This window comes from Candidatus Dormiibacterota bacterium, from assembly GCA_035532835.1.
Lineage (GTDB): Bacteria > Vulcanimicrobiota > Vulcanimicrobiia > Vulcanimicrobiales > Vulcanimicrobiaceae > DAHUXY01.
Window position 1 is genome coordinate 21,803 of sequence record DATKQG010000059.1, and the last position, 13,051, is coordinate 34,853.

At 64.7% G+C, this 13,051-nt stretch carries 13 protein-coding genes and 1 pseudogene; 11 read left to right on the plus strand and 3 right to left on the minus strand.

Translation table 11 applies throughout. The features are described 5' to 3' along the window. The 10 genes and pseudogenes from VMW12_07685 to VMW12_07730 all read left to right on the plus strand — a co-directional run bounded on the left by VMW12_07685 (nucleotide 1) and on the right by VMW12_07730 (nucleotide 8,997). Nucleotides 1-858, plus strand: coding sequence for a MoxR family ATPase (locus VMW12_07685; GenBank protein HUZ49602.1), 858 nt, complete (start codon nucleotides 1-3; stop codon nucleotides 856-858). Continuing rightward, nucleotides 851-2,059 (plus strand): VWA domain-containing protein, encoded by a 1,209-nt coding sequence (locus VMW12_07690; protein ID HUZ49603.1) that lies wholly within the window; start codon nucleotides 851-853, stop codon nucleotides 2,057-2,059. The genes VMW12_07685 and VMW12_07690 overlap by 8 nt, the downstream gene beginning before the upstream one ends. After that, the gene (locus tag VMW12_07695; GenBank protein ID HUZ49604.1) at nucleotides 2,052-2,984 is read left to right on the plus strand and encodes an XdhC/CoxI family protein; all 933 of its coding nucleotides are present in this window, start codon (nucleotides 2,052-2,054) and stop codon (nucleotides 2,982-2,984) included. Before VMW12_07690 ends, VMW12_07695 begins: the two co-directional genes overlap by 8 nt. A 66-nt stretch (nucleotides 2,985-3,050) precedes the next feature. After that, a complete protein-coding gene (gene recQ, locus VMW12_07700; GenBank protein HUZ49605.1) occupies nucleotides 3,051-4,853 on the plus strand; it encodes a DNA helicase RecQ in 1,803 nt (600 codons plus the stop codon). A gap of 74 nt (nucleotides 4,854-4,927) precedes the next feature. Next, the gene (locus tag VMW12_07705) at nucleotides 4,928-5,389 is read left to right on the plus strand and encodes a hemerythrin domain-containing protein (protein ID HUZ49606.1); all 462 of its coding nucleotides are present in this window, start codon (nucleotides 4,928-4,930) and stop codon (nucleotides 5,387-5,389) included. An 8-nt stretch (nucleotides 5,390-5,397) separates the two neighbouring features. Then, on the plus strand, nucleotides 5,398-5,568 hold the full coding sequence (locus tag VMW12_07710; protein HUZ49607.1) for a hypothetical protein: 171 nt from the start codon (nucleotides 5,398-5,400) through the stop codon (nucleotides 5,566-5,568). A 10-nt stretch (nucleotides 5,569-5,578) separates the two neighbouring features. Then, nucleotides 5,579-6,700, plus strand: a pseudogene (gene solA, locus VMW12_07715) (N-methyl-L-tryptophan oxidase). Between the two features lie 93 nt (nucleotides 6,701-6,793). Then, a complete protein-coding gene (locus tag VMW12_07720; protein HUZ49608.1) occupies nucleotides 6,794-7,072 on the plus strand; it encodes a hypothetical protein in 279 nt (92 codons plus the stop codon). A gap of 51 nt (nucleotides 7,073-7,123) precedes the next feature. Continuing rightward, complete coding sequence (locus tag VMW12_07725) at nucleotides 7,124-8,080, plus strand: L-threonylcarbamoyladenylate synthase (GenBank protein HUZ49609.1); 957 nt, start codon at nucleotides 7,124-7,126, stop codon at nucleotides 8,078-8,080. Then, nucleotides 8,077-8,997 (plus strand): DMT family transporter, encoded by a 921-nt coding sequence (locus tag VMW12_07730; GenBank protein HUZ49610.1) that lies wholly within the window; start codon nucleotides 8,077-8,079, stop codon nucleotides 8,995-8,997. Before VMW12_07725 ends, VMW12_07730 begins: the two co-directional genes overlap by 4 nt. Here the strand turns inward: VMW12_07730 and VMW12_07735 are convergent. Genes VMW12_07735 through VMW12_07745 form a run of 3 tightly spaced genes read right to left on the minus strand, consistent with a single transcriptional unit; the run spans nucleotide 8,914 to nucleotide 11,580 of the window. Continuing rightward, nucleotides 8,914-11,079, minus strand: a complete 2,166-nt coding sequence (locus VMW12_07735) for a cation-translocating P-type ATPase (GenBank protein ID HUZ49611.1) — start codon at nucleotides 11,077-11,079, stop codon at nucleotides 8,914-8,916. The genes VMW12_07730 and VMW12_07735 overlap by 84 nt on opposite strands. Next, a complete protein-coding gene (locus VMW12_07740; protein HUZ49612.1) occupies nucleotides 11,076-11,279 on the minus strand; it encodes a heavy metal-associated domain-containing protein in 204 nt (67 codons plus the stop codon). The genes VMW12_07735 and VMW12_07740 overlap by 4 nt, the downstream gene beginning before the upstream one ends. Nucleotides 11,280-11,307: 28 nt before the next feature. Next, nucleotides 11,308-11,580, minus strand: a complete 273-nt coding sequence (locus tag VMW12_07745) for a metal-sensitive transcriptional regulator (GenBank protein ID HUZ49613.1) — start codon at nucleotides 11,578-11,580, stop codon at nucleotides 11,308-11,310. Nucleotides 11,581-11,696: 116 nt separating this feature from the next. On the opposite strand from VMW12_07745, the gene VMW12_07750 reads away from it, so the two are divergent. After that, nucleotides 11,697-13,049: a S41 family peptidase gene (locus VMW12_07750; GenBank protein HUZ49614.1), complete on the plus strand. Its 1,353-nt coding sequence runs from the start codon at nucleotides 11,697-11,699 to the stop codon at nucleotides 13,047-13,049. The last annotated feature ends 2 nt before the right edge of the window (nucleotides 13,050-13,051 follow it).

The window sequence follows — 13,051 nt, forward strand, 5'->3', positions numbered from 1 at the left end:
ATGCTCGCGCTCGAGAAACCGCTCTTACTCGAAGGCCCCGCAGGCGTGGGAAAGACCGAGAGTGCGAAGGTCCTCGCCGATGTCCTGGGAACGCGCCTCATCCGCTTGCAGTGCTACGAGGGGTTGGATGCCGCGAGCGCGCTCTACGAATGGAATTATCCGAAGCAACTCCTGCGCATTCGGCTCACCGAACACGATGCAGCCGACACGCTCGCGCGCGAAGCGGAGATCTTCAGCGAAGCGTTTCTGCTCAAGCGGCCGCTGCTGGAAGCGATTACGCAGGACGTAGCCCCCGTATTATTGATCGACGAGATCGATCGCGCCGACGAAGCGTTCGAAGCGTTCTTGTTGGAGTTGCTCGGAGAGTTTCAGATTTCGATACCGGAACTCGGGACGGTCCGCGCGCGGTCGCGGCCGTTCGTGATCGTTACCTCGAACCGCTCGCGAGAACTCTCCGATGCGTTGCGGCGCCGTTGTCTCTACCACTGGCTGGAGTATCCGACGCGCGAGCGCGAGGTGGAGATCCTGCGCGCCAGGCTTCCGGATATCGATCAAAAACTGGCCGAGCAGATCGCGCGTTTCATGGAGTTTTTGCGCGCGCAACCCTTCGAAAAGGTACCGGGTGTCGCGGAGAGCTTGGATTGGGCGCTCGCGCTCGTGCGGCTCCATCGAGCGGCGCTCGACGAGCGGACGATCGAACTCACACACGGCTGTATCCTCAAGGTGCAACGAGACTGGGAGCTGCTCCAGGAGCAGCGCACGCGCTACGTGCCGTTGCTCTCGGATGCGGGAGTGCAGGAGACTGCCGCAACCGAGCCCGATTACGGCATCGGCTCGGTGCGGGCGCGCCGTGGCTGAACGCTCCGCCGAACTCTCCCGCAGAGTGCTGGAGTTCTTTACGGTGCTGCGGGAGACGCACGGTTTTTCCGCGGGCCAGCGCGAGGTCCACGATGCGCTGCGCGCGCTCGATCTGCTCGGCATCACGAATCCCGCGCGCGTGCGGGCGGCGCTGCGTGCCGTCGCGTGCAGTTCGCCCGAGCAGGTTGCGGTGTTCGAAGACGCCTATCGGCACGTCTTCCTCGCACCCGATGAAGGCGTACCGCAGGCCGCATACGCACCGCGCCATTCGCGCCCCGGAGCGCAGCCCGAACCGTCTCCCGGCCTCCCGGCGCGCGAGCGCAAAGGCGACCCGCACGATGATGAAGCCGACGGCGACGCAAGCGACGGCCCGTCGCGCGAGCGACGCGTCGCCGACGAAACGCCCGATGCGGCTACGGCATGGATGATGTTGCGCGCGCGGTTTAGCCCGATCGCAGCAACTGCGGATCCGCCATCCATCGACCCATGCGGCTTGGAAGAGATGGAGTCGGCAACGCGCAAACTCGTGCGCAGCGTGCATTTGGGGCGGTCGCGTCGTTGGGCGCCGCAACCGCGCGGGCCGCGCTTCGACCTGCGACGCACGCTCCGCGCGAGCTTGCAGACCGGCGGCGATCCCCTCACGCTCCATCGGCTTGGCCCGCCGCGCCGCGCTCCGCGCATCGTCTTACTCGTCGACGGCAGCCGTTCGATGGCGGAACACGCGACGGTGTTGTTGCAATTCGCCTATGCGCTTGGACGCGCGACGCGGCGCGCGCGTACCTACGTGTTCAGCACCGATCTCCACGACGTCACGCGTATCCTCGCATCCGTGCGGCCGGGCACCGAACTGCCGAGCCTGGGTGAATCGTGGGGTGGCGGCACGCGGATCGGGGCGAGCTTGGCGAGCTTCGTTCGCGAGCACGGCGTACGCGTGCTCGACGAGCAGACGCTCGTGATCGTGGCGAGCGATGGGCTGGACGCGAGCGAGGGAGCGCAACTCGAGCGCGCGATGCGTGAGATCCGGCGGCGCTGTGCGGCGGTGGTCTGGCTAAATCCGCACGCGCGCTCGCAAGGCTTCGCTCCGACCGCGGGCGGAATGCGTTCGGCGGGGCCGTTTATCGATGTGCTCGACGCACTGCATACCGCGCGCGATGTGGAGCGCATGGCCGAGCGCCTATGGCGGACGCGCTTGCATGCGTGATTTCTTCGCGGTGGTCGCGCGCTGGAGCCGGGAGCGAACGCCGTTTGCTTTGGCAACGCTCGTGGACGTCCGCAATGCTGCTCCGGCACCGCTCGGCGCCTCCATGGCGGCCACCGCAGATTGCACGGTTGCCGGGGATATCGGTGCGGGTTGCTACGAAGGCGAGATCGTCGAAGCTGCAATGGAAACGGCTCGCGACGGGAAGTCGCGCGTACTCTCGATCGACCTGAGCAGCGACGATCCTCTCACCGGCGGCACCGGATGCGGCGGCTTTTTAGAGGTGGTGACGTGGCGGCCGCCGGCGGGCTTCGACGTTGTTGCCGGCGCCATCGTAGCCGGCCGTACCGATGTGACGTTTCCGATCGCGTACGAACGCGAGGGAAGCATGCGGGAATTCGTGATGCACGTTCCCGCGCGTCGCACGCTGATCGTCGTCGGCGGCACGACGCTCGCAAAAGAGGTGGCGTCGTTCGCGGCGCGCTTGGAGTATCGCACGGTGGTCGTCGACCCGCGCCCCGCCTTCGCAACGCCCGAGCGCCTTGCCGGCGTCGACGAAATCATCGTCGATTGGCCGCAGGACGTGCTAGCGGCGATGCTGAGCGCGACAACGCCGTTGCTCGTCATCTCGCACGATCCGAAAATCGACTTGCCGGCGTTGCGCGCCGGGCTCGCGAGCGAGGCGCCGTACATCGGCCTGCTGGGGAGCCATCGCGCCCAGGAAGGACGACGAGCGGCGTTGCGCGCGGATGGTTTCGGCGAGGCCGCACTCGCTCGGATTCACGGCCCGGCCGGCTTGGACATCGGCGGCGTCACCATGGCTGAGACCGCCGTCTCGATCGTCGCCGAAATCGTCGCGGTCGCGCGCGAGCGCGGCGGCGGGCCGCTCCTGCGCCACGGCGGATCGATTCACAACCTCGCGCGCTAGCGAGCGGAGCCCGCGCTCGTGGCGCGAAACCTAGGCTTCCGCACCCTTCGTCGTGATAAGGATCCCGTGACGCTCGAGACCGCGCTGAAGCAATACTTCGGCTTCGATTCCTTTCGCCCGCTGCAGCGAGAGATCGCGCAAGCGGTGCTCGACGGCGAGGATGCGCTCGCATTGCTTCCCACCGGTGGCGGAAAATCGTTGTGCTACCAGTTGCCGGCGATGCTCTCGCAGGGTCTCACGCTCGTGGTCTCGCCGTTGATCGCCTTGATGAAGGATCAGGTCGACGCGCTGACCGCCAACGGCATCGCTGCGACATTTCTCAACAGTTCGATCGACGGCGATGCCGCCGCAGCGCGGCTCTCCGGGCTCGATCGCGGTGAGTACCATCTGCTGTACGTGGCGCCCGAACGCATCGCGGTGCCGGGTTTTCTCGAGCGGATGCGCGGCTGGAATCTGCGACATATCGCCGTCGACGAAGCGCACTGTGTGAGCGAATGGGGCCACGATTTTCGGCCGGAGTATCGCCGCCTCACGGCGCTGCGCGAAGCGTTCGCCGACGTGCCTGTGCTGGCACTCACGGCCACGGCCACGGAGCGCGTCCGCGAAGATATCGAACGATTCCTCGCGCTACGCCGCCCGACGCGTTTCGTGGGCAGCTTCAACCGCCCAAATTTACGCTACAGCGTTTTCGAAAAACACGATGCGGTGACGCAGCTCGTTTCGTTCGCGTCGGCGCGAGCGCACGAAAGCGGCATCGTCTACGTTTCGAGCCGCAATATGGCGGCGGATCTTGCGGTCAAACTCTCGCAGGCGGGCATCGAGGCGCGGCCCTACCACGCGGGCCTTACCCCGCTGCAGCGCACGCGCAATCAGGAGCTCTTTATCCGCGACGAGATTCGCGTCGTCTGCGCCACGATCGCCTTCGGGATGGGCATCGATAAATCCAACGTACGATACGTCGTGCACTACGACGTGCCGAAGAATCTCGAAGGATACTACCAGGAGACCGGGCGCGCGGGGCGCGATGGCCTGCCTAGCGACTGCGTGTTGTTTTTCAACGGTGCCGATGCCGCCAAGCAGCGCTATTTTATCCGGCAAATTCCGAACGTCGCCGAACGCACCCAAGCCGAGCGTCTCCTGCGTAAAATGCTGGACTACGCTGCGATGCCGGAGTGCCGCAGGGCGTTTCTGCTCTCGTATTTCGGCGAGGAATCGCCCTACCTTACGTGCGGCAATTGCGATAATTGCCTGCAGGCGCCCGAACTCGTGGACGGCACGCTGGCCGCGCAGAAATTGCTCTCCTGTCTCTATCGCGTCCGCGCTAAGAGCGGCTTCTCCACCGGCGCGCACCATCTAGTCGACGTTCTGCGCGGCGCGTCGAGCGAGCGCATTACGGAGTGGGGACACGACCAGCTTTCCACTTACGGCATCGGGAAAGAGTACACTAAGGAGCAGTGGCTCGCGTTGGTCTCCGAGCTTCTGCGGGCGGGGTGGATCGAGCAAGAGGATGCTCGCCGTACGCTGTTCCTCACAAGCGACGGCCTGGCCGCACTGCGCGAAGGGCGCAGCATTCGCTTCGCGCTTCCTCGCTTCGTAAAAAAGAAGCGCAAACAGAAGGCCTCGGAGCACGTGCTCGTTGCGGGAGACGACGCGCTCTTCGAACGACTGCGCGAATTACGCAAGCGCTTGGCGGATGCTGCCGAGATCCCGCCGTACGTCGTCTTTTCGGATGCGACGCTGCGCTCGCTCGCCGCCCAAAAGCCAAGCGATGCGTCGTCGTTTCTGGCCATAAGCGGCGTGGGCGAAGTGAAGCTCGAGCGTTACGGCGATGCGTTCATGGCAGCCATCGCCGAATTTCAGGCTGCCTAGAGCGCGGGTTTAACGCCTGGCAGGGCGGGTACATGATGTGTCACTTCAATGTTTCGCCCATGAGGAATGCTGCCATGAATGCAATCGCGCTGTTGAAAGCCGACCACCGCGCCGTCGAAGAACTTTTCAAAGAAGTCCAAGCGTTGAGCGATACCGCGCACGTGTCGCGCGGACGCATATTCAAGGACATCGATCGGGAACTCACGCTCCACGCGCACATCGAGGAAACGATCTTCTACCCGGCCTTCAAGGAGCGGACCAAACGCAATACGGAGCCGAGCGACGAGGTGTTCGAAGCGTTCGAAGAGCATGCCAACGTGAAGGCGATGCTCGCGAAACTCGAAGCGCTCGACCCGGGCGACGACACCTACAACGCGAAACTTCAAGTGCTGATGGAATTGGTGAAACACCACGTTAAAGAAGAGGAGACCCGGCTCTTCAAGCAGGCGAAGCAGCTTTTCGACAACGAGGAGCTCGAGGCGCTCGGGGAGCAACTCGAGGCGGCAAAGGGAAAAATGCTGGCGGGCGCACACTAAGGAACGATATGGCATTAGAAGTGAAGTGCCCCCTGTGCGGGACCGTCATCGAGGGCGCAGATGAAGATGCGCTCGTCGCCAATGCGGATGCGCATGGCGATGCGGAGCACCAGATGCGCGCACCGCGATTCATGATCGTCGGCGCCGCGAAACACGTCGAGACCGAAGCCGGCGAATAGCCGCTACGACGCGGTCGTCATCGGCTTAGGCGCGATGGGCAGCGCGGCGGTTGCCGCGCTCGCCCAACGCGGTTGCCGCGTGTTAGGCCTCGAGCAGTACGCACGCGGCCACGATCGCGGATCCTCGAGCGGTCGCTCGCGGATGATTCGCAAGGCGTACTACGAGCATCCGGCATACGTGCCGCTGGTTTTGCGCGCATATGCCGCGTGGGAGGCGCTCGAAGCGCGGACCGGTCTGCAGATTATGCAACGGACCGGCGTGCTGATGATCGGAAACGATCGCAGTGCGGCGCTTTCCGGCGCGCGTGAGAGCGCACGCGTGCACGGCCTCGCTCTCGAAGCGCTCGATGCTCGGCAGGCGCGCCGGCGTTTTCCGGTTTTCGCCGTGCGGGACGACGAGACGGCGCTCTTCGAGCCCGACGGCGGCATGCTTTTTCCCGAGCGCGCGATCGAAGCGCAGCTGATCGTCGCGGAAGGGGCCGGAGCCGAATTACGCTTCGAAACGCGGGCTACGGCATGGGGCGAGGGCGAGCACGATCGCTCGCTCGCGATCGAACTCGGCGACGGCACGGCCGTTCGCGCGAACCGGCTGATCCTGTGCGCGGGGCCCTGGACCGATGCGATTGCCGGTGTGTGGAGCGTGCCGCTGAGCGTTCGGCGCAACGTGCAGCACTGGTTTGCGCCGCGCAGCACGCGCACGCGGGCCGGCACGATGCCGGCGTTTTTCGTCGATCGCCCCGAATGGGCGCATCCGCTCTACGGATTTCCGGATAGCGGCGAGGGAATCAAAGCGGCCTTTCACGGCTCGGATGAAACGTCGGCCGCCGATGCCTTGGATCGCGAGATTCATGCAACCGATGTCGACCCGGTGCGTGAAGCGCTCGAGGCACTCGTACCGGGGGAGATCGGCGCCTATCGGTTCGGCAAGGCCTGCATGTATACGATGACGCCCGACGAGCACTTCGTCATCGGTCCGCACCCGCGCGACGCGCGGGCGATCGCGGCGTGCGGCTTCTCCGGACACGGCTTTAAGTTCGCCTCCGCTCTGGGCGAGATACTGGCCGGCCTGGCCTTGGACGGCGGGACCGATGCGGATATCGCGTTGTTCTCGCCTGCAAGGCGGTTTCGGTAAAGATTGCGTTTAGGGCCATCCGTATTATGCCTTCCGTCGTAGCGGAGCGCCCGGCTTTCGGAGCATGCTGGCGTCGTCATTTGGAGGACATTGGTGCGTACTACACTCGCAATACTCTCGCTCGCCGGTGCCGTATTGGCGCCCGCAGCTACCCTCGCCGCTCAAGTCGATGCCTCGTTGATTCCGGATGGAACGTACGTCGTTAAAGTTGAGAAGGTGCCCGACGCTCAGCACGTCACGGTCGTGATGCAGAACGGCGTCGAGACGACGCTCACTGCAAAAGGCAGCGTCAACTTCGCGCCGGTTCACCCGAACCAGACGCTCAAAGTCTCGGTCATCAAGGGCCAAGTCCCGGTCTTCATCATTCAATAGCCTGCGTCCGTCGCGCCGGACCCAACCGGCCCCGGCGCGAATCGGTGGGGCATGGAGAGGTTGACGTCCACGCCGGAGCATCTCGAACGCGCCGCCGCACTCCTTCGTAGCGGCGGCGTCGTCGCGTTTCCAACCGAGACGGTATACGGCTTGGGCGCGGATGCGTTCGACCCGGTCGCGGTTGCGCGCATCTTTGAGATCAAGCGGCGGCCCAGGTTCGACCCGCTGATCGTGCACGTTGCCGACGAAGCGATGCTTGCCGAGGTAGCGCGCGATATTTCACCGCTTGCCCGCCGGCTGATCGCCCGATTCTGGCCGGGGCCGCTGACGCTGGTCCTGCGCAAACAGGCGAGCATTCCCGACATCGTGACGGCCGGCTTACCGACGGTTGCGGTGCGGATGCCCGCGCATCCGATCGCGCGCGAACTCGTTCGGCTCGCCGGGCGGCCGATCGCGGCCCCCAGCGCGAATCCGTTCGGCTATCTGAGCCCGACGCGTGCCGAACACGTCGAACGGATGCTCGGCGACGCGGTCGATGCGATGATCGATGGCGGGGCGACCGATCGCGGCGTCGAGTCGACGATCGTCATGCTCGAACCGTCGCCCACGCTGTTACGACATGGTGCGATCCCGGCCGAAGAGATCGAAACGCTTACCGGGCCGCTCGCTCGCGAACTCTCGGCCGAGTCGGCTCCGCTCGCGCCGGGCGTCCTGCCGCACCATTACGCACCGCGCACGCCGATCCGTATCGTCGATCTCGCTAGCGTCGCGCCCTCCGAGCGCGTTCGCGCCGGGGCGCTGGCGTTTACTACTCCGGCGGGCGGGTACGCGCTGGAGCGCGTCCTTTCGCCCGGCGGCGATTTGCGCGAGGCCGCCGCGCACCTCTTTGGCTATCTGCACGAACTCGACGAGGCCGGCTTGGAACGTATCGATGCGCAGCCGCTCCCGAACGCCGGTCTGGGTGCCGCGATCATGGACCGCCTGCGCCGCGCATCGGCGACATCGTGAAGCCGCGCGCTCTCGCGCTGATCGCGCTCGCGATGATTGCCCTCGTGTGGGGCTGCAATTGGGTATTGATGAAGACCGCCGTGCTCTATGCGTCGCCGTTCGTCTTTGCGGCGGAGCGTTCGCTGGGCGGTGGTTTCCTCTTACTCGTGCTCGCGGCGCTGTTGCGCAAACCGCTGTGGCCCGAACGCCCGATCGGATACTTGCTGCTCGGCGTGTTTCAGATTGCGGGATTCTTGGGTTTGGTCACCTGGGCCATCGTCACCGCCGGCGCCGGTAAGATCGCCATGCTTTCGTACACGATGCCGTTTTGGGTCGCGCTGTTGGCATGGCCGTTGCTGGGCGATCGCTTGCGCCTGGTCCCGGGCATAGCGGTGGCGATTGCGGTGGCCGGGGTCGCACTGATGATCGGACCCTTGCACGGTGCTTGGGTCGCCGACGTGATCGCGGTCCTGGCCGGAGTCTCTTGGGCGATCGGCGTGATTATCGCCAAACGCCTGCAGCGCGGCGCCAACCTCGATCTCTATAACATGACGATGTGGCAGTTGATCTTCGGCGGAATCGTCCTTGCGATCGTTGCCGCCGCGGTCCCGTCGCGCGCGACGGTCTGGTCGCCGGCCTACATCGCGATTCTCGCCTACAACATCGTCTTTGCGACCGCAATCGCATACGTGCTGTGGATCTTCATCTTGCGCGTCCTTCCCGCTCGCGAAGCGAGCATGGGAACGTTGGCCAGCCCGCTGTTAGCCGTCGCGTGGTCGTGGGCGCTGCTCGGCGAGCGGCCCTCGTTACTCGAAGGGAGCGGCATGCTGCTGGTGGCTGCCGGGATGCTCTTGCTAAGCTTTTGGGATCGCTTGCGTCTTCCGCGAATAGCGGCGCGAGAGCGCGAGTGCATTGCCGACGACGAACAGGCTGGATAGACCCATCGCTCCGGCGGCAAAGATCGGGTTGACGATACCGAACGCCGCGAGCGGAATCAGTACGACGTTGTAAGCAAAGGCCCAAAAGAGATTTTGAGCGATGGCGCGTTGCGTACCGCGCGCGATCTCGATCGCGCTCACGAGCGCGTAGGGGTCGTTCGAAAGAATGGCCGCATGCGCGGATTCGAGCGCGATCGCGGTGCCTGCGCCCATTGCAAATCCAACCGAGGCTCGCGCGAGCGCGGGCGCATCGTTCATGCCGTCGCCGACGAAGCCCGCCGCGCCGCCTTTCTCCTCGATGTCGCGAACGATCGATGCCTTTTCTACCGGAAGCACGCCCGAATACCAGCGTTCGATGCCGGCGCTCTGTGCGACGGACGCAACCACGCTCTCGGTATCGCCGCTTACCATCAGGGATGCTATCCCGAGCGACGAGAGTGCGGCGACGGTTGCACGGGCGCTCGGGCGAATGCTGTCACCGAGTTCGATACTGCCGAGCATCGTGCCGTCGCGAGCGACGTAGATATTCGTGTTTGCCGATCGGGTCGCCGGCGTCTCGATGCCGTTGGCCGCCAGGAACGCGGCGTTACCCGCGAGCACGCGCGTGCGGTCGACCGCGCCGGCGATGCCGCGCCCCGATTCTACGCGGACGTCTTCGGCGTGCAAAGGCGGCAGCGTGCGCGCGCCGGCTTCCGCCACGATCGCGCGGGCGATCGGGTGCGTGCTCAACGATTCGAGTGCGGCAGCGAGTTGCAAGACTGCGTTCGCGGCGTTTTCACCGTACGTTTGCACGGCGAGCACGCGCAGCGTGCCTTGCGTGAGCGTGCCCGTTTTGTCGAACACCATCGTCGCGAGTGCGGAGGCGCGTTCCAGCGTTGCCGCGTCCTTAAAGAGGATGCCGCGTCGGGCCGCGGCGCCGATGCCGGCGATGATGGCGGTCGGGGTCGCGAGGCCCAGCGCGCACGGGCATGCGACGACGAGCACCGCGATGGCGCTCACCAGCGCGGTGGACCACGCGTGATGCGTGAGCATCCAGCCGGCGAACGTTAGGACGGCCAACGCCAGGATAATCGGTACGAAAATAGAGGCGATGCGATCGGCGAGGCGCTGCACGGGTGGTGTCGAGCCCTGTGCTTGCCGGACGGCTTGCACGATGCGCGCGAGCGTCGTTCCGGCGCCGACGACCGTGGCGCGCATTACCAGGGCGCCTGCGCCGTTGACGGTACCTTGCTCGATGGTATCGCCGGGGCCGACCTCGATCGGCATCGCTTCGCCGGTGAGTAGCGCGCGGTCGAGCGAACTGCTGCCGGATTCGATCGTTCCGTCAACCGGGACGCGTTCTCCGGGCGCGACGACGAGCGTGTCGCCGATGCGCACGGAATCGGCCAGGACGGCTTCGACGCGGCCATCCGCCTCGCGCCGGTGAGCGACTTCGGGACGCAAGTTCAGGAGCGAACGCAGGGCTTTGTTGCTGCGCGAACGCGCCGCGGCCTCCAGGTATTTCCCCACAAAGACGAGCGTCACGATCGCGCTTGCGGTTTCGTAATAGGTCATCGCGCCGGCGATGGTTGCGTACACGCTCAGTGCGAGCGCCGCGGTCGATCCGAGCGATACGAGCGTATCCATCGTCGCCGTTCCGCTGCGTAACGCACTCAGAGCGCCGCGATGAAACGTCCAACCAACGATCGCCCACACCGGCAACGTCAGTGCCAGCAAGAGTTCGTTCTTGTAGGGCACGTCGCCGACGAACATTCCAAGGATCAGCGTCGGAACAGAGCATACGATCGCCAGCACGAGCAAACGCCGGCGCACGACGAATTCGCGCTCCGTTCGCTCCGCGTCGGCGTCGTCGTCGGTGGCCTCCGCGGCATGATATCCCGAGCGTTCGACCGCCGCGACGAGCGCGGCCGTGTCCGTGGCCGGATCGTGAGCGATGGTTGCGTGCTCGGTTGCGAGGTTTACGGTCGCGTCGCTGACGCCCGGTACTTTGCGTAATGCCCTTGTAACGTGCGCCACGCACGAAGCGCACGTCATTCCGGAGATCGAGAGTTCGGTGACCGCCGGCTCGGCTGTTTGTGTCACGATAGGGTGTAACCGGCCTCGTCGAGCGCGTGGGCGAGTTCGGCGCGCTCGAGCGGATGGTCGCTCTGAATAGTCGCCGAGCCGCTCGTTAGAGCGACCTCGACGCCGGTCACGCCGGGGAGTTCTTGCAACGCTTGGGTGACGTGGCGCACGCAATTTTCGCAGGTCATGCCCTGCACGGAAATCGTAACGGTGTTCATCGGTATCCTTAAGAGTGGAGGCTTGGAGCTAGACGATCGATTTATCGAAGGCCAGCGCGCTGAGTAATTCGTCGATCGCCGGTCCCTCGTTACCCTGCCGGATCGCTTGAGCAAAACAGTTTTCAAAGTGGTTACGCAATTCGATTTGGCTCACTCGGGCTAACGCCGATCGGACGCCGGCGATCTGCTTCATCACATCCACGCAGTAGCTGTCCTCTTCGACCATGCGGATGACTCCCTCCAAGTGGCCGCGGGCGGTCCGGAGGCGGCGCAGGACGTCGGTTTTGCGTGGTTCGATCATGCGTCCATCCTACCCACCTGGGGAGGGGTCGTCAAGCCCCGAGTGATTATAACCTAAATTTGATGGGTATCGAATAGACGAACCACCTCTGGAAGGGCGATAGTATAGCGTAGTATATGCAGAGTTTATTTTCTTGTTCGGCTCGCCTAGCATCCGCCCTCGGGTTGGTTGCCGGCCTTCTCTTGCCCCTAACGGCGAGCGCGGCGCCGCCGCTCCCCGGGCCCGTCGCCTTGGACGTTCGCGAGAGTTACCGTTTGCTTTCGTCGACCTATTACAAGGAAGTTGCCGGGCAATCGCTGCTCGACGCGGCGCGCACGGCGCTGATCGATGCCGCGCACAAGCATGGCGCGCGCGTCGACATCCCGGCACTACAGGCGCAGGACGATAGCGAAGCGAGCATGGCGCAACTCGATCAAGCGATCGTGTCGGTGGCGCAGGCCGCCCACGGTACCCCGACCGAGTACGCCTACGCTGCGATCGACGGCATGGCGAAATCGGTCAAGGATCGCTGGACGGCGTTTCTCGATCCGCAGGAATTCAAGGCTTTTAACGAAGCGCTGGATCCGCAAAAAATCTCGGGCATCGGGGTGCTCATCGAGCAAGACCCCGCCACGAAACTCGTGCGCGCCTCGTATGTAGTGCCCGGCACGCCGGCCGACAAAGCGGGCATCCTGCCCGGCGATAATTTCGTTACCATCGACGGAGCCTCGACCAAAGGGCTTACACAGGAGAACGCCAGCAAATTGCTGCGCGGCAAGGCCGGCACCGTGGTGCATATCGCCATCGCGCACAGCGGCAGCACGCCGACCGAAACCGTCGCCATCACGCGTAGTGAAATCCAGCCGCCGACCGTTATCTACAAAATGCTGGCCGGACACATCGGTTACGTGTACGTCCTGGCTTTCGGCCGGGCTACGCCGAGCGAATTCGATGCGGCGCTCTCGCGTCTCAAAGCCGGCGGCGCGCGCGCGCTGGTCCTGGATCTGCGCAACGACGGCGGCGGATACGTTGATTCGGCGCTCGAGATCAGCTCGACGATGATCGCAAATAAGCCGCTGGTTACGGTAGAGCAGCGCGGAGCCGCCAATCAAACGATCGACGCGCAAGACGACACGCGCATCGACGTTCCGGTGAGCGTCTTGGTCAACGGCTATACGGCCTCGGCATCCGAGATTACCGCGGGCGCTCTGCAGGACGACGGTATCGGCGTGCTCGTCGGTACGAAAACGTTCGGAAAAGGGGTGATGCAGACGCTGACCCCGCTACCGGATGGTTCGGCCATCAAGATCACCACGGCGCATTACCTCACGCCCAACGGTAAAGACATCAACCTGCGCGGCATCAAGCCGGATGTGAGTATCGGAGAGAATCGCGGCGCGCGATTCGGCGAAGCCAAAGACGACGCCCAACTCCGAGCGGCGCTCGACCTGCTCCAAAAAAAGATCGCCGACGCGGCCACGAAGCCGTAGCG